The organism is Nostoc sp. DedQUE12b (genome assembly GCF_034530835.1).
Lineage (GTDB): Bacteria > Cyanobacteriota > Cyanobacteriia > Cyanobacteriales > Nostocaceae > Nostoc.
Genome location: NZ_JAVRCI010000077.1, coordinates 15,557 through 32,585, shown reverse-complemented (window position 1 = coordinate 32,585; position 17,029 = coordinate 15,557). Strand labels below are relative to the sequence as shown.

Sequence of the window (17,029 nt, the reverse complement as noted above, 5' to 3'; positions counted from 1 at the left end):
ATATTCCGCCTCAGATGTCACATTTGTCAATACCTCTTGACCTGAATCCTTACCTTTTATTGTTACCAACGCGGGTTAAGGATGGAAGCAAATTTTCTGACGGCTGTTTTTCTGCCCTTGGCTCTATTTATTATCATGTTAGGTATATATGCACCCGAGCTGGCAGATAAACCTGTAAAGTGGCTGTCTTTATTTTTCCTGACGGTGGTAATTACTGGAGTGCTGTTGCGAGAACGGAATAATTTTATTTCTTATGTAATAGATGTGGGCTGGGGAACTCTGGTTTTGAATATAGTAGCAATGGCTTTAGGTTTTGCGATCACAACCTTAACCCGATTAGGAGAAAAAAGCGTTACGGCAATTACCATAGAAGTAGGAATTCAAAATGGAACTCTGGCGATCGCGATCGCTTTTACCCCTACGCTGCTAAATACTCCCACAATGGCCATTCCTGGGGCAATTTATAGTCTGCTAATGTTTGTGACTGGTGCTGGATTTGCTTGGTGGTCTAGTCATCGCCAAGAGTTGTTGAAAGCATAAAAGTAGTTTGCTTCATGGGTTACAAGTATTTGTACAAATTCAATTATCCAATCTTATTCCGTTGATGTTTTTCGCCTCTTCTGCTAAACCGATTGATGACAGTCGCAATAATTTTGTAGACGAAATTGAGGCGATATACTGGGCAAATTAGCCATCACCAAAGCTGGATTTTTCATAGTAAAATTTTGGTTTTGAGTAATTGTGTAGGATTGAGAATACAGAATAGATAGCAATTCTATTTGATTTGTGAAAATTGAAAGACTTAGATTACCGACCTCTCTAAGAGGGCGGCAATTTTATTGTTTGTGAGCAATACTACCCAACATAAGCAAAGCCGCAGAAGTTCATGATGGTGTTCCATCTCAGCATTTGGGAATACTAGACTTGGAAAACTTTGTTGGCAAAGGCAAGCAGTGGATGAACAACGCGCAAGTCAGAATCTATGAGCTATCAAAAGAATTGAATTTGGATAATAAAGAGTTACTAGCAATTTGCGACCAACTCAACATCGTGGTCAAAAGCTATAGTAGCAAAATTTCAGAATTTGATGCAGAACGAATCCGTTTGGCTGCTAAAAAATATGCATCTACAAATGGGATACAACAGGAATTAGCTATAACAAGTCATCAACCAACTTCATCAAAGACTATATCTCCAAATCGGCTTGCTCCCCTTCACAAACAACAAACTTCGGAAATTCCTAAACCTAAAATCAAAATCCTAACAAATCCTGCCTCTAATACCCCGAAGCCAATTCCACCAAAGGTATTGCCACGGAATCTGCCTACAGAAGATCATCTGCGAATTTGGGAAGTATTTTTACAGATTGAGGAAAAAATCGCTAAAACACGCCAATTTTGTGTGCCTTTTTTCAGCCACAATGGCTTCGGAAGACGGATCACTTTTGAGATTGACGTAACCTCAGCTACTATTGACGGTTCTGATGAAAATTCCTTGGCTGTGGAAAACTTTTGGGAACGGGTAAAACGAGCAAAAAATGAAGAGGTTAAGCTATTCGAGGCTACTCCCAAAGGACAAAACTGGCGCAACAGCCGCCAATTAGGAATTATTGAAGAAGTTCTCCCAAACAGTTGCATTATCCGCATAAGGCTAGAACGCGATTTAGCTGACTACATGGCAGCAGGGCATTATCAGCTACCAGCTACCGGATTTTTGTTTTTTGAGGCAGTTGGTGACATCCAACAGATTAAACGCAAAAAAGCAGCCTTGACACAATTAAAACAGGGACATACCCAAAATCCCTATTTGGGAAATTTTTTATTCGACGCTTCCCAAGCAAGACCTATTCAAAAAACTGTCGAATTGCGACCAGAGGATTTGTTGTTGTCCTCAGCTAATCCTAGTCAGAAAGCAGCGGTAGAAACAGTGCTTGCCGCTGAGGATTTAGTTCTCATTCAAGGGCCACCAGGTACTGGGAAAACTACCGTCATTGCCGAGATTTGCTATCAAGTTGCTCTACGGGGTGGACGCACTCTAATTACTTCTCAAGCCAATTTAGCAGTAGATAACGCCCTGAGTCGATTAGTTCATAACCCACTGATTCGGGCTGTGCGAAAGGGAAATGTCGAAAAAGTTGGAATACAAGGACAGCCATTTTTAGAAGATCGAGTAATTGGCACATGGTTAGAAAATACTGCTACTGACTGCGAAAAAAATCTTGCCCAACGCCTCGATAATGTAAGAGTTTTACGTCAATTGCTGGCATCATCACAACGATTCACAGCATACCTGAAAGTAGAAGAGGTATTTAAGAGAGAGCAGGATTTATTACAGACACGTAAAACTAATTTAGAGTCAGCTTGTACGACCCAAAAAAATGAATACAATCAAGCCACATCTCAACTAGGCAAGGTTGAATCTCTGAAAACTGCTTTACAGGAATTGCTGAATCAAGCCCCTTCAGTAGACTGGCAAGATCCAGCACTTCTTAATTTGTGGGCTAGTCTGAATAAATACACATCTACAGACGCTTCCTTGCGAAACTTTGCAGCAAATCTTCGGTTAGCAATTAATTTGGCTTCTGAACTTGGTATAGTTCGTCCAAATTATAGTTTATTTGGTTTAGCTGGTTGGTTGCAGAACACTGTAGCTTCTTGGATTGCTGAAGTTCGTACAGCATTAGCTTATGCCAGTGATATAGCTATGGCAATGACCGAAGCAGAGTTAGCTGCACAAACTTACACACAAAATTCAGAATCTCTTGCTCGCCTAAAGTCAAATCACCAAGAATTGCTTGCTAACCAACAAAGTTTGCACCAAAGAATTAGGAATCTACATAACCGTCAATCTGAGGTCAGTTTAGCAATAAATGACCTTGATATATGGCTCTCTACAGCTAATTTAAATATTGCCAATGTATTGGCACAGTGCTTACAAAATCGTCAAGACTTTACAGTTGACTTAATCTCATTACCTTCGGGATTACGAAGCATAACGATCGCAGTTCAATATCTACCCTGGCAACAGAGTATTGATCAGTGTCAGTTGAAAGTCAATGAATTAATTCCAAATTATCGCCAATGGGATAGGGTACGCAGTCGGGTTACTGAAATCAGAGATTTACTTGTGCGGGGACGAAATATACTAGGTAATCGCTCAATCGATGAAGCTGCCATTTGCCAGGTGAGTGTTATTAACGCGCTAGACCCTGTGGAATCTCTCATAAAGCTGAAGCAACTAGCACAAAATAGTATCAATGACATTGAGAAACCACTAGGGGTCTGGGGTCGGATTATCGAATGGATACTTGAGGTTGCTGTCAACCAGCAAAGTTTGGATTCCATAGCTCAAAAATTACGTCCGTATAGCCGCCGTTATGGTGCGACGGTAACTCTTGAGGCTATTAGGAGACAAGCCCAGATTATACGTCAAAGAGTTCAACCTGTTGAAAGTGAATCCGCTATCTCCCAAATTGCAGAGGAGGTGGTTAATGGTATAGTTACGAGTGCGCGTACATGGCTGAAGCAACTACAGGCTGAAACAGAAATAGAGCAAAGCCAGCTTGAGGTTCAATTAAATGAACAGATGAGGCTGGCGGCTAATGAGCAGCAAAAAATATCTGCTAATCAAGAGCAGCTAGAAAATTATCGCAGTGAAGCTGACTTCAAATTTCAAAGAGCGATCGCACTCTTACAAGAACTTTTACCCTTCCCATACTTACCCAAAGAATTAAGACTTTTAGTGCAAGAATACCTCGATAATCCTTCAAATATTCTGGCTAAAATACCACAATTTAGAGCAAAAATACGGGACTGGGAAATTCGTACCAAGCAACTTGATACTTTAATTTCTTTAATCGATCCTTTTACCACACTTTCTACTAGCAAAGACCTGCTCATAGTTCGCATTACTAGCTTACAGAAAACAACGGAAACCTACAAAAACCAATTTATAGAAACTCAAAGTCAAATACAGACAATTGTTGAGCATTTACACCAGCAATTAGAATACATATTAACTGAGCGAACTTGGTGGCAGTCAATTTGGGAAGCAATTCCTGGTAAATTAAAGCTTGAAGTTGATTCTAAAGACTTGTTTAATCTGGAATTTTTACGCAATATCAGGACTAAATTTGAAGATTGGCAACAGCAACTTCAAAATGAATAATTTTATCTTAATCGATATCAGAACTTTGTCCAAGATTGGATAGGAAAATTAAGAGAGCCAACGGAAAGCGATCACAACGATTTAAAGCGGATTTATTTAGATAATGCCAATGTCGTTGGTATCACTTGTGTTCAAGCTGCAAATTACAATTTTTCACAAGAATTCAAATACTTTGATGTTGTCATTATTGATGAAGTTAGTAAATGTACTCCTCCAGAGTTATTAATCCCTGCCTTAAAAGGTAAAAAGTTAATCATGGTTGGCGACCATCGACAATTACCACCCATGCTTGACACAAAGACTTTAGAGGAAGTTTATCAAGAGATTGGCAGCACAAATACAGAATTACAATTATTGCAAGAATCACTCTTTAAAATTCAGTTTGAAGGTGCTAATGATAGCATCAAAGAAATGTTAAATATTCAATATCGAATGCACCCCATAATTATGGGAGCAATCAATCAGTTTTATGATGGTAAACTAGAATGTGGTATTTTGGAGCCGGATACAAAACGCGCACATAATTTAACAGGCAAAATCATCAAAGAATATCACCATCTTATCTGGGTAAAAACGCCTGTAGGTAATAAGTTTCAAGAAGAAATGACAGGAACTTCATTTTTTAATATTCCAGAAATTAATGCGATTGAATGTCTATGTAAGCAATTTGAGAGTACTTGGGCATCTAGAGTTGCTAATGGTGAACCAAAAAAAGAAATCGCCGTGATTACTTTTTATGTTGCTCAACTCAGAAAAATTGATGAACGCCTGCAATCTAAACATTTCCCATCGTTGCAAATCATCACTGGTACAGTAGACAGATTTCAAGGTATGGAACGACCTGTTGTAATTGTGAGTATGGTTCGTAATAATAGTAGAGGAGATGTGGGATTTGCCAAGAAACCAGAACGAGTTAACGTTGCATTTTCCCGCGCTCAAGAACTATTAGTAATTGTGGGTTGTCATTCGCTATTTACTCAGCAGCGTGGACAAGTCGGGAGTATGTATTCTGAAGTTTCAAATATCGTGCATCTACATGGAGGTTTCGTTGATGTTTCTCGCCTCTTCTGCTAAACCAATTGATGAAAATATCAAAAAGCTGGTAGACGAAATAGAAGCGCAAAGTCCTAGTTTATCAGTTTTAGCAGCGCGTGAATTCCGTTATAGTTTGCGTCAAACTCAGGTAGAAGTAAATATTAAGGAACCCCGCCAGTTTAATGTACTCGAAGAATTTATCATCCGCGCTGCTATTGAATTTCAACCTCCGCCAACAGAGGATGAATTAGCCTCTGTACTTGGGCTTGATTCTGTATTTATAAAAACTACTACTACAACTCTTCGTTCCTTACAAACTCTATCAGCAACATCGCCAATTACAGTTACTCCTGAAGGCCGCTCATTTTATGAAAAAGGGTCTGTACCACAGCCGCCATATCCTATACAAATTTATGCTATTACAGACCCTTTAAGCGATAAGATAACCTTTCAATCTGAATCTTTAAATGAGACAACGATAAATTTACCTGACTTGGCAGACTTTATCGCTATTGATCGTACAATTGCTGATATCTCTTCCTTACTGCTTGAAGAAATCCAAAAAAGTATTCAAGTTTCAGGTCTAGCACTTCATGTCCCAGAAGAGGGAAAAATCGTAACTTCCTATAGAGTACTAGCTTCGACTCAAAAATTTTGGAGAAAGATATCGCTTTTCGTTATCTTTGATGCCCTTGAAGATAAATTGAACATTCAAATAAGGAATGGAAAGCAAATTTTAGAGTCAGCATCAAATTGGTTAGAAGTTCTACACACTGAAGGTAAAATATCTTTGCAAGCATTATGTAAATTATCAACCGAAACCATCAATTTGGAACGTGAAGCCATTCTCAAGCAAAAAAATACTGAAATAGAGGCTCGACTTGAAAATATTCGCCAAAAGGCGCTAGAAACTGCCACAAAAGCTACTAGTGAAATAGATAACTATAAAGCCTTAGGTGAAGCTGTACAGTTACGCGATGGACAAATTAGCCTAGCTTTTTCAGAAGTTTTAAATTCGGCTAAAAGTCACATTCTAATTTATTCTCCTTGGGTTAATCAGGCAGTTGTCAATGAAAAATTTCTAAATTTATTACAGAAATTAGCTAATCACGGAGTTCGGATTTTAATTGGATATGGAATTGCACGGCTACAAGAAGATGAAGATAAACCAATTCCACCAGAAGTAGAGAAAAAACTTCGAGCGATCAAAACGCCTGATGGTTTACCATCTGTACAGGTTTTTTGGTTGGGAGATTCCCATGTTAAAGAAGTAATAGTTGATAAACAAATCCATCTTTGCGGCTCTCATAACTGGTTATCCTATCGCGGCGATTACCTACCACGAGGTGAGTCAGTTTATAAAGTTACAATTCCACTTCAAGTCCAAGAAGCTTATGAATTTCTTGCTAATCGCTTCCAAAATCACGCTCAAAAACTATGGCAAAGTTCTCTAGAAAACCGCGATTCTAAACTTGCAATAGAGTCTTTATGTCTATGGGGTACGCTAGGTATGGAAGATATTGCACTCAAAGAGATACAAAAAAATAATTGGTTGGAACTTCTGCCTGTATGGTTGAATGTAGCACTACAGGGATTAAAGTTGAAAAAATTATCAGATGATTCAGCAAGTTTTAAAACTGCACTTTCGTTGCTGAGTCAAGTTTCTATTGAAGAGACTTTTATTGAGTTATTGCAACAGGGATGGCGTAAAGTTCTCGGCGCGATCGCAATTAATAATCCCGAAACTGCTTTAAACTTACTTAGTGATGAAGTATGGGCACAATTTATACGTCTCAAGATTGTTCAAGAGAGTGATTCACCCAATGATTTTATTTTGTCCTGTACTTAACCTACACTAGGATATTTTTCATACCTCAATAGTAATAATTTATCAAAGACAGCCCAGAACAAATATGCCGTCTTGATTTCGCGGGGATTGGCAATTAAATGATTCTTAACCTTTGATTGACTTAAAGATAGATCCAGAGATTCGTCTTGTTCGATACAATTTATAGGTAGAGAGAGCCGAGGAGAACAAGGTGGTCTTATTAAAAGGCTTTGAGATTGAGATGTATACTGGCACGCCTCAAGGTGAAATCGTCGGTCTCTCCGACAAAATTGTTGCGGCTTTGGATGGATTTATGCGCGAACCAGATAGCCGCAACGTCGAGTACATAACTCAACCATCCCATAATTACGAAAATTTATTGTGTGCATTGCTGCGTCCCCGGCGGGAGTTGCGAAACTACCTCAATCGTCTGGGCGATTACACCCTGATACCGGGGAGTACTTTATCTTTGGGTGGGGGCGATCGCTTTCTCCGTTCCGATCCAGCAAACCCCTATCATGATTACATTGAGAACACCTACGGCACGAAAGTAGTTACCGCCAGCGTACACATCAATGTCGGCATCAGCGATCCAGAAGTATTAATGCGGGCGTGTCGAGTCATCCGTATGGAAGCGCCCCTATTTCTCGCCCTCAGCGCCTCATCTCCCTTCTTGGATGGCAAAGCTACTGGCTATCACTCCACTCGTTGGGGCGTCTTCCCACAAACGCCTAGCCATGTGCCCTTATTTGCCAGCCACAGCGATCATATCCAGTGGGTGGAACATCAACTGGTTGCCGGAACCATGCAGAATGTAAGGCATTTGTGGGCATCGGTGCGACCAAATGGCGATCGCCGTCCTTATGACTTGAATCGCCTAGAACTACGAATTTGCGATTTAGTCACAGATCCCATTGCCTTATTGGCTATTACTGCCTTATTAGAAGCGCGTTTGTTGCAAATAATCGAAAACCCCAGCATCGATCCGTTAACCCAAAGCACTTTCTCTGCTGAAGAACTCGTCACCCTGACTGCTGACAACGAAGCAGCAGCTGCTGCTGGTAGTCTTGATGCTCAGTTGAAGCATTGGCAAGATGGCAGAACCATTATAGCCAGAGATTGGATTGCCGAAATTTACCAAGATGTTTGGGCGATCGCCAAGCAACAAGGTTTTAGCTGTTTCCTTTCCCCTTTGCACAAAATCCTCCGCGAAGGCAATGAAGCTCAACAGTGGTTGCAATTACACACGGTTGGTTTTGACACCCAGCGCGTCATCACTCAGGCTATTATCGCCACCCAAGAGCGCGAAATCGAACTCGAAGACAAATTATGTTCGTCTCTGCTGGGTTAACTCAAAAGGCATTAGGGATTGAGCATTGAGAAAACACTTTGTTTTATTCCCTTATCCCCTTTTTGCCCCACTTTCGTCTTCATACCAAATGGAAGATTTTATTGCAGTCACTACCAGCCCCAAAATACACAAGCACTTACTTTTTCTACACAAAACTTAATATTTCCCGATAATAGCCAAATATCCTCTCAGGCATTGATCTGGGATGGTTTGTATTTCCTTTAAAAAATCTAATCGATAGAGGATGCTTGATTATTATTAACAAAACCTATGAATAGCGTCTACCTTTTGGTAGATTTAACATTGGCCATAAATTGTTTTATACAATACTTAAATTATACGGATAATGCCTCAGGTAGTTTTAGTGAACCCGCAGATACCTCCTAATACAGGTAATATTGCCCGTACTTGTGCAGCTACAGGTACAGAGTTGCATTTGGTGGGGCCTTTGGGGTTTGAAATTAGCGATCGCTACCTCAAAAGAGCCGGCTTAGATTACTGGTCTTATGTCAAACTACACTATCACGAATCCCTCGAAGCCTTTAAAACCGTACATCAAGGGCGTGGCGGTAGGTGGTTGGGTTATACGGTTCGTGGAAAGTGTAATTATGTAAGCTTTCAGTTTCAACCTGATGATTGGCTACTGTTTGGTAGTGAAACCACGGGCTTACCACCAGCAATTTTGTCAGATTGCGATGCTACCCTGTATATTCCCATGAGCCAACCGGGGGTTCGCAGCTTGAATCTGTCAGTAAGTGTGGCCATTGGCTTATTTGAAACCCGTCGTCAGTTAGGCTATTTAGAATAGTTGCTTACATTTATGGTTATAAGTGTATTTACTTGTAAGCTTTCCAGAAACCTATTAGAAGATTTATTTGTGATTGCAAAAATTTTCTTGGTGACAGCAATAATATGTAAAATAATATACCGAAAATTGTATTTATTCGCAAAATGTAGTGGAAGATACTTACAAGTATAGTAAGGTTATTATAAGAAATTTGTATATGAAACTTGGGATATTGCCAAATTTGAATGATAGATTTTGATGAATTTAAAACATCCTAAACTAGGAACGAAATTGCTAAAATCCAGTCATTTCTTACATTTGAGCTATTTTGGCTCAATCAATGACAGAAATCAGCCCAAAAGTAGCCGATAGTTAATACGGTTGTTTTTTAGGGAATAATCAACGTAAAGTCTCGTGTTGAGAAGACTGATGGGGTAGAAATATCTTGAAGATATCTACAGCAGGGGGCATAACTTTTCCAGAAGTCGCCGCAATTTAATTTTCAGCAGCGACTTGGACTTGGCAAATAAGTTTGTCCAGTCCCCGCAATTGACGCAAGACAAGGGCGGATAATGGTAAAGAGTAAAATCGTCCTAAGTGGTGTTAGGAGTGGTTCGGACAAGTAAACACAGCAAAATTTAAGTTTTGCTAACAAATGTGAACTTGTCTAAATCAGAGAAGCAGGTTAATCTTGCGTAAGCATCTCTGGTGAATGTGATCTTGATCTATCGTTTGTTGTGATCTAAATCATTGACTAGTATCCAACAGAAAAATTGAGGTCAGTTAAGCGCTAGTGATCATAGGAGGTCGTCTTTGAAACGAGCATTGAAAAAGAGAGTAAAAGCTGTGTTGAACAATACCCCCAGCAGCGATGATGCCCCGGTAGAACTGCTAAATGTGATGAATCCAAAAGTTAACAGCCGGGTGCGGACAAAAGCGGCGATGATTGGCTTGGCAATCTCTATGGGAGCAACCAGCCTTTTGGTGACTCGACAAAGCGATCAAGCCCAAGCAGCGGTGCCAGTAGGCAGCCAAAAGGCAACCTCAACTATTCCTGCTGTTCCTGACACCGAGGTGAAATTCGCCTCCACAAAGCTGGAGTCCCAAGCAGTCTCAGCAGCGAGCGTGCCGGAAAATCCTGTAATCGTGGAACCAACGGCAATCTCACAAGTGCCTGGGCTTGAAGCTAAATGGCAAGTCGCAGCAAGTGGAATATCTTTGCAAGTTCCTGCATCAAACACGTTTTCTAAAACAAACGCAGGTTATAAAAATTCCACCTACCTGAAGCCCCAAGTGGCACAGGGATTGAACAATACCTTAGCCGAAACTAGTTTTCCAACAGTCAATAATCTGTCTGACTATAGTGCTGATAGTGTTGATACTACAAACGCATTACTAACTGCCCAGCCACAAACAGTGGCAACATCTGGCGCAGTCAACAGTGAAATAAATGCACAACTTAAGGCGCAACAAGAGTTCGCACTAAATCGCTTACAAGAAAAATCGAACCGTTTAAGAAAGAGCCTGGCGCAGTTGCAGTCTGGAGAGACCAAAAATTTATCACAAGCTGATATAGCATTGGTGCAGCCGACAACTGTGGTTGAGAAGACTGCATTACCATCCCAGTTAGACACTTCTAGCGATGCAAGCCAAGCGAACCTGATATCGAGGTTAAAACAGAAGACACAGACAAGTGCATCTGTACCAGCGGCGCCAATAATGATTGCCTCCTCGGCACATACAGCTTACGAAGTTAAACCTGGAGATACACTAGCAGCGATCGCCAGCAGATACAACACTTCAGTATCAGAACTAGTTAAGGCAAATAACCTCAATAATCCCAATGAACTGCGAATTAGTCAAAAACTAGTTATTCCTGCTGTTCAAACTCCTGCTGTTCAAACTCCTGCTGTTCAAATTCCTGCTGTTCAAGTTGACGCAACTGTAGCGAGTCAGCCCACTTTTGTAGAGTCTAGCAAAACTCCAAAGGTAGCTAGCTCACCTTTGAATATTGGCAGCGCTAACTCATATCTACCTAGTTCACCATCACCAACTATTGCCGACAACAGTAGCGTTACCGTCCCTACACCGGTAACTGTACAGATTCAGGCAAATAGTGCGACCGACTTAGAAACTGCCCCCCCTACAGCTAAGTCTTATGGCGTCGGTGGTGACATTCCAGTGCCACAAGCTTTTGCCGAGATTCAACAGCCTAAGACACCAGCAAATAGGGTAGCAAGGGGAAACAATAACAATAATGACCGTTTGCGGGGCTTACAAGCGGAAATCCAGAGGTTACAGCAGAAATATCGCGCTCAACAGTCTGGTAATTTAGTTGTGCCAGCAGCAGCGATTGAAGCAAATAATGCTGCTATGGTCACTCCTATTTCTACGCCCAATAATTTCAGTGAACCTAACCCTACATCTAGGCCCAATAGTGTAGCAATACCAATTCCAGTTCCAACACCGATTCGGGCTAACTATAGCGTTCAGCCAATTAAGCCCCAATTCCGTACTACTGTACGGCCTGCCGAAGCAGTAAACCCAGAATTCTTGCCTAATCTAGGTTCTGCTAGCCAGTGGACTCCCTCTCGGACTCAATCTGCCACAAGGGTGGCAACGCCTTCTAGAAAAGTAAATGCCTCTGACTCTTTAGGAAAGATGCGAGGAACCACAGTTTCTCCACAGGTCTTACCGCCTTTGGCAGCAGTGGATCAATATCTTCCCAGACCCATTGACGAACTTACACCTCCTCCATCTTCCTCAACATTAGCTTACACCTGGCCAGCAAAGGGAACCCTGACTTCTGGCTATGGTTGGCGCTGGGGTAGAATGCACAAAGGAATTGACGTTGCTAACTCCACTGGCACGCCAGTTGTCGCTTCAGCTGAGGGGACGATACTAAAAGCTGGCTGGAACAATGGTGGCTACGGCAACCTCGTCGAAATCCGCCATCCTGATGGCAGCACGACTCGCTATGCTCATAACAGCAAGATTCTGGTGCAACCTGGTCAGGCAGTAAATCAGGGAGAAACAATTGCTTTAATGGGTAGCACTGGTCACAGTACTGGACCACACACCCACTTTGAAATCCATCGATCAGGCAAGGGTGCTGTTAACCCAATAGCTATGTTACCGGAACGCATATAATTGGCTGTCTGTAACTAAATTATTGCCTTGTTAGTTGAGGGAGTTTCCTCCCTCTTCTGTTTTCTATTACCTCAATAGGCATGAAAGTTCTAACAAAATTACAAAAAAGCTAGTCTTGAGCAAATTTCTATGCTATATTAATTAATGATTTTGAAAAACATGGCTCAGTAGCTCAGTTGGTTAGAGCACGGGACTCATAAGCCTGGGGTCGTTGGTTCAACTCCGACCTGAGCCACTTTAAAAAGTAAGACTAAATAAGGGTTTCAGCTTCTGTACATTTGTACATTCACAAATTAGATGTCGCCGTTCACAAATTAATGTCGTCTTTCACACATTAATGTCGCTCTTTCACTAATTGGTGTCGTGAGTCATTTGAGATAACCGATCACAAACTAATGTCGCAATATTAGAGACTTCTCGACTGTGTACGGTGACTGGTCAACATCAGACTTACTAAATAGAACACCATAAGCTTAAGTTTAACTCAATCTCTAAAAATTTTTACTGTACCTTACTTAAACAGAGAACTTTTGTTCTTTGATTTCGCAAAAAATTAGTCCAACCACTATGCTTGGCAGCAAAAGTTAAGCAGGACGGAGTTGAACCCTTTCAACCCATACCTAATATCTTGTAATCTTTATATTTCTACCAGCCCTGCACTGGAAGAATTTATATAACTTGTCCTTTCTTGCTCATTGTTAGGTATTACATCTTCAATCCATTTTTGCAGCAAGGCTCATTATAAGTTCTAACAAATTCTTTAACTCAATTCGGCACTTTCAACGCGCTCAACACGGGAAGAGTCATTGTAACTAAAATCTTCGGACAATTCCAACAAATTATTGGACTTTCAACCCGCTCAACACGGGAAGGGTCATTGTAACGTTACACCCCTTACACAACTTTAAACAACTGACAACCTTTCAACCCGCTCAACACGGGAAGGGTCATTGTAACATTTTAGTGAGTGCTTTTACATCATCGCAATTCATGCTTTCAACCCGCTCAACACGGGAAGGGTCATTGTAACAATAAAGTGGAGGTGAGCGCAAATCCTGTCGTTCCCTTTCAACCCGCTCAACACGGGAAGGGTCATTGTAACGGACTTATAGAACAAACGACATCAACAATTATCATCTTTCAACCCGCTCAACACGGGAAGGGTCATTGTAACTTTTTGGCTTTATTGTTATTGCCTTTGAGCATCTTTCAACCCGCTCAACACGGGAAGGGTCATTGTAACCCTTCCTCTGTAGAATCCTTGTTTTGTAAAGGATTCCAGAGTTGATAGCGCGGATCTATATTCCATGCTTCTTCAACTACCGTTTGAATGGGCAATTTGTGTGCCATTAAACGCTAAAACCCTTTCACCGCAACCAAGCGCGAATCGACTGAAAATTTTTAATCTCTTCTAATGCCTGAAAACAAGGATTGGTATGGGTTCCCCCTTGGTCGGAGGTGATTTAGTAGCCACTACAGCAGTATATCCGCGCCCTTATTGCTGGGAGCGCACCTTATTCCTGTCCGGAGACAGCAGCATCAGGGTGAGCAGCTACTAGGGTCAGAAAGCAAGACTATCTTCCAATAGTCAAACTACCCCATATTTTTCACAGTTCAGCGGTTACAAAGAACATGAACTGCGGCGCTATTACTTATTTTATTGTCAAGGTTCAGCATATTTGCTCAATCTGAAGATTAAGATTTATTTTGACGAAAATGGTAAGCAGCGATCGCTAAATCTCGCGCTTTTTCTTGAGGACTATCTCGAATAGGTTGTGGGCCTTGTTCTATAGAAATGTTTGCCTTAGCTGCTTGGCTTTGAATACACTCGATCAATCTGTTGTAGCTCCAACGATGAATGCTCTGGCGGTACTGTTTAGCATACTGTTGCTGACCTTCTTTGTAATTAGGACATCTTTTCACTGCCCTAGCTTCTATTTCACTTTGGATGCTCTCGCGTACATTTTTCATTGTGGGTAGAACAATGCTGCCAGCTTGGTAATTTTTGGCTAACGTGATAATTGCTTGTGCTAGTAAGTTATCAATGTGCTTTCCTAACTCCAATTCTGACAACTTAATTTGTGTGTTGCTTTTTTGGGCTTTGTGGCGTTCATGAGAATTACGTTGCTGCTGCTGTCGCTGGCGGTTCAGTAACTTGTAATTATCACCAAGTAGCTGTTTAACACTTCGATACGCAAGAACTTTATTTGTGGAGCAGTCAACAATAGCTATTGTTGCAGGCTTTTCTAAACCCAAACTCACACCAATGAGAATTGATGTTTTGCCCTCATACAAGTTTTGATTAGGACGTGGGTAGGCGGTGTTGATTTTAGTGAGTGTTGAGTTAAGGCGTTTAATATAAATTTGCTGATGTTGATTTAAGTTTTCTTTTTTTTCCATGTTGGCCAGTTCTTTTTTTTCCATGTTGGCCAGTTTTTGAGTAATTTCGTCTACTTTTTCTTGCCTAAACTCCTGAGTCCCTTCAATCGTCCACAAGCGAGTATCAACGCTGCAATAAAGAGTTAAACGATGAATCTTCCAGGGAAGGCCATTACCTTTATTGTCTTGCCATGCTAAACGTCCTGAACGTAAAGTAAAGAGAGAAGATGAATGCTGGTCTTTGTTGTTGCGCTTAATGGTCTGATCTTCTAAAAATCTTTGAAACCAATAAATTTGTTTATTATCGCAGTAAATTTCAAAGGTATGATTATTGAATTCTTTACCTGAGAAGCTAACACAAATACGACCTTTTTCATTTCTTGACCAAATAAGGTCTTCATTGCTTGTGAATTGAACTGGAAATGGTATTGGACTAGGATTTTGTAAGAGATGTTTCTGCCAAATTTTAACTTGATTTTCGCTTTCAGGAACATTGTTGGTTGCTACTAAAAGACTTTGCAGCCACTCTTGTCCAGTCAAATCACGACCACTGGGTATCCTTGATTGCAGTTGTTCTTTAAGACGTTCAATTTCTCGGACTTTCTTACTACGGCGTAGAGCATATCGATTAGGGTCTTCCTCTTCTTCGCTAACCTGACAATTATTTTTCAATAAGTAAGCGATAGCACACTGATTAAGAGGATTTTTTGCTTGATCGTAAGCCTTAAATAAAATATCAAACAGTATATAATTATTGTTTTTGCTTTTTTTACGCTTATTTACATTCCCATTTGTAATATTTTGCTTATGAATTTCTTCAACCTTCGCAATATAGTGCGGCAAAATTTTAATAGCTTTAGCGCGAATAATCTTTAAACTAAAGGTACTTTCTTGTTCCAGTTCTACATCACTTTTAAGCATATTGAGCCAATGCTCTTTTTTATCGATTTTTTGCTGTCGTTCTTTCTGTAATGCCAACCAAGACTTATAGATATACTCGACTACTTCAATAGCTGATTTGTAAAAACGCTTGGGTTGGTTAACAAAGCGTTCTTGAGTACTGAGTGAGTCACACAGTGGTTTGATTACTCCATTTGGTAATTTGCCCTTCTTCAACCACTCCTCCATATCAGGATGCATTCTTACCTGTTCAAGTAGTTCATTAATCAAAGGTGTATTCTTCTCTGCCATCAATTGCCACAGATGGCGGCGGGTATCTTCGCTGGCTACTAATCGACATTGAATAGTGATCACGCTCATAGCGGTTTCTCTTCTCTAAACTTCACTAAATACACCAGTATCCTCAAAAATAACATTTATAGTGTGCAATTTTACATTTATTATGTGTAGATTTATGATTGATAGTACCTCACTATTAGGCTGTGAGGGAAAATAACATCAACATTGAATATCGTTTTGGAAAAGCGATAAGACGAAGACGGCGAGAACTGGATTACTCTCAAGAAGAACTGGCTGAAAAAGCTGGGCTTCACCGTAATTACATCTCAAGTATTGAGACGGGAACCCGTAATCCTTCTCTCAAAAATATTGAAAAGCTTGCAAAAGCATTAAACATCTCCATTTCTGCTCTTTTTATCAACTACGGTATTGAGGCAGAGCATAAATCAGAAAAAGATACTGAGTGTTAGTTTATAGTGTTTTAGTACACAGGGGCAGAAATTTGTACTTCCAGTACTACAATAAAATACAAAAACGTCGAAAATAAGAAAGAGACGTGAGGTTAGGCACGTCTTCAGGTGATAGGAGAAAAACCATTAAGCGGCTACATCCGCGACCAATAGCCCGTTGACAGCAATGATCAAAAGTTGCGCTGAAGCAGAGGTGTCACAGCAATGTCTTTTATCGCTATTGCAGGGTTGTGTTACCCATTTACCCTCAAGATTCTGATAAAAAGTTCCAAGCAGATGGGAACCATTCCAAACTCGATACAGTTCTCCCAAATCATCTGGCACTGAGTCAATTTCAATTTCTGGCGCTACTGTGTCAGCTAAGTGGTCAACATATTCCTCAAACTCTGCTTGAGCCGAGGCTTGGTTGTCAAACTCATCTTGTACAATCATCTGAGTAACCTCATTGATGGGGTTTAACAAAAGGCGATCGCAGTCTCTTCCCGGAGGGCGATCGCCTTTGTCTTGTTACTATATTGTAATTACTTGTTATTACTAAAGCAATAGCGTTACTACAAAATTTTCAAAATTCGCCACAATTAAGGTAAATAGAGTTATTACAGATTGAAAGTTTTCAGCAGAAAGTAGTATGGCAAAGCGGCAGACAACAAAATTGAACAATCAGATCATTGTTAGAATGGACG

The 17,029-nt window shown here is 40.6% G+C and carries 10 protein-coding genes, 1 tRNA gene, 1 pseudogene and 1 CRISPR repeat array; of the genes and pseudogenes, 10 read left to right on the top strand and 2 right to left on the bottom strand.

The window, feature by feature from the left end:
• Window positions 1-81: 81 nt before the first annotated feature.
• The 9 genes and pseudogenes from RMY16_RS26840 to RMY16_RS26800 all read left to right on the top strand — a co-directional run bounded on the left by RMY16_RS26840 (window position 82) and on the right by RMY16_RS26800 (window position 12,553).
• On the top strand, window positions 82-540 hold the full coding sequence (locus tag RMY16_RS26840) for a hypothetical protein (RefSeq protein WP_322738917.1): 459 nt from the start codon (window positions 82-84) through the stop codon (window positions 538-540).
• A 417-nt stretch (window positions 541-957) separates the two neighbouring features.
• On the top strand, window positions 958-4,167 hold the full coding sequence (locus RMY16_RS26835; RefSeq protein ID WP_322738918.1) for a translation initiation factor IF-2 N-terminal domain-containing protein: 3,210 nt from the start codon (window positions 958-960) through the stop codon (window positions 4,165-4,167).
• Window positions 4,168-4,200: 33 nt separating this feature from the next.
• Window positions 4,201-4,446 (top strand): annotated as a pseudogene (locus RMY16_RS26830) (AAA domain-containing protein); the annotation flags it as partial.
• Complete coding sequence (locus RMY16_RS26825; protein WP_322738916.1) at window positions 4,423-5,241, top strand: DEAD/DEAH box helicase family protein; 819 nt, start codon at window positions 4,423-4,425, stop codon at window positions 5,239-5,241. The pseudogene RMY16_RS26830 and the gene RMY16_RS26825, both read left to right, overlap by 24 nt.
• A complete protein-coding gene (locus RMY16_RS26820) occupies window positions 5,219-7,051 on the top strand; it encodes a hypothetical protein (protein WP_322738915.1) in 1,833 nt (610 codons plus the stop codon). Before RMY16_RS26825 ends, RMY16_RS26820 begins: the two co-directional genes overlap by 23 nt.
• A gap of 190 nt (window positions 7,052-7,241) precedes the next feature.
• Window positions 7,242-8,381 carry a glutamate--cysteine ligase gene (gshA, locus tag RMY16_RS26815; RefSeq protein ID WP_322738914.1) on the top strand — a complete coding sequence of 380 codons (1,140 nt, stop codon included), beginning with the start codon at window positions 7,242-7,244 and terminating at the stop codon, window positions 8,379-8,381.
• 346 nt (window positions 8,382-8,727) lie between these two features.
• Entirely contained in the window at window positions 8,728-9,189 is a 462-nt protein-coding gene (locus RMY16_RS26810) for a tRNA (cytidine(34)-2'-O)-methyltransferase (protein ID WP_322666071.1), read from the top strand.
• Between the two features lie 792 nt (window positions 9,190-9,981).
• The gene (locus RMY16_RS26805) at window positions 9,982-12,318 is read left to right on the top strand and encodes a peptidoglycan DD-metalloendopeptidase family protein (protein WP_322738913.1); all 2,337 of its coding nucleotides are present in this window, start codon (window positions 9,982-9,984) and stop codon (window positions 12,316-12,318) included.
• Between the two features lie 161 nt (window positions 12,319-12,479).
• A tRNA-Met gene (locus RMY16_RS26800) sits at window positions 12,480-12,553 on the top strand.
• Window positions 12,554-13,094: 541 nt separating this feature from the next.
• Window positions 13,095-13,561: direct repeats of the CRISPR family, unit length 37 nt; unit sequence CTTTCAACCCGCTCAACACGGGAAGGGTCATTGTAAC.
• 452 nt (window positions 13,562-14,013) lie between these two features.
• Here the strand turns inward: RMY16_RS26800 and cas12k are convergent.
• Window positions 14,014-15,957 (bottom strand): type V CRISPR-associated protein Cas12k, encoded by a 1,944-nt coding sequence (gene cas12k, locus RMY16_RS26795; RefSeq protein ID WP_322738912.1) that lies wholly within the window; start codon window positions 15,955-15,957, stop codon window positions 14,014-14,016.
• A gap of 122 nt (window positions 15,958-16,079) precedes the next feature.
• On the opposite strand from cas12k, the gene RMY16_RS26790 reads away from it, so the two are divergent.
• Window positions 16,080-16,346, top strand: coding sequence for a helix-turn-helix transcriptional regulator (locus tag RMY16_RS26790; RefSeq protein ID WP_322684351.1), 267 nt, complete (start codon window positions 16,080-16,082; stop codon window positions 16,344-16,346).
• A gap of 126 nt (window positions 16,347-16,472) precedes the next feature.
• Here the strand turns inward: RMY16_RS26790 and RMY16_RS26785 are convergent, their stop codons facing one another.
• On the bottom strand, window positions 16,473-16,778 hold the full coding sequence (locus tag RMY16_RS26785) for a hypothetical protein (protein WP_322738911.1): 306 nt from the start codon (window positions 16,776-16,778) through the stop codon (window positions 16,473-16,475).
• Window positions 16,779-17,029 lie beyond the last annotated feature (251 nt).

Bases quoted from the DNA above. Each gene is read 5' to 3' on its own strand.
- RMY16_RS26840 (WP_322738917.1), top strand. From the start codon at position 82: ATGGAAGCAAATTTTCTGACGGCTGTTTTTCTGCCCTTGGCTCTATTT.
- RMY16_RS26835 (WP_322738918.1), top strand. From the start codon at position 958: ATGAACAACGCGCAAGTCAGAATCTATGAGCTATCAAAAGAATTGAAT.
- RMY16_RS26825 (WP_322738916.1), top strand. From the start codon at position 4,423: ATGGTTGGCGACCATCGACAATTACCACCCATGCTTGACACAAAGACT.
- RMY16_RS26820 (WP_322738915.1), top strand. From the start codon at position 5,219: ATGTTTCTCGCCTCTTCTGCTAAACCAATTGATGAAAATATCAAAAAG.
- RMY16_RS26810 (WP_322666071.1), top strand. From the start codon at position 8,728: ATGCCTCAGGTAGTTTTAGTGAACCCGCAGATACCTCCTAATACAGGT.
- cas12k (WP_322738912.1), bottom strand. From the start codon at position 15,957: ATGAGCGTGATCACTATTCAATGTCGATTAGTAGCCAGCGAAGATACC.
- RMY16_RS26785 (WP_322738911.1), bottom strand. From the start codon at position 16,778: ATGATTGTACAAGATGAGTTTGACAACCAAGCCTCGGCTCAAGCAGAG.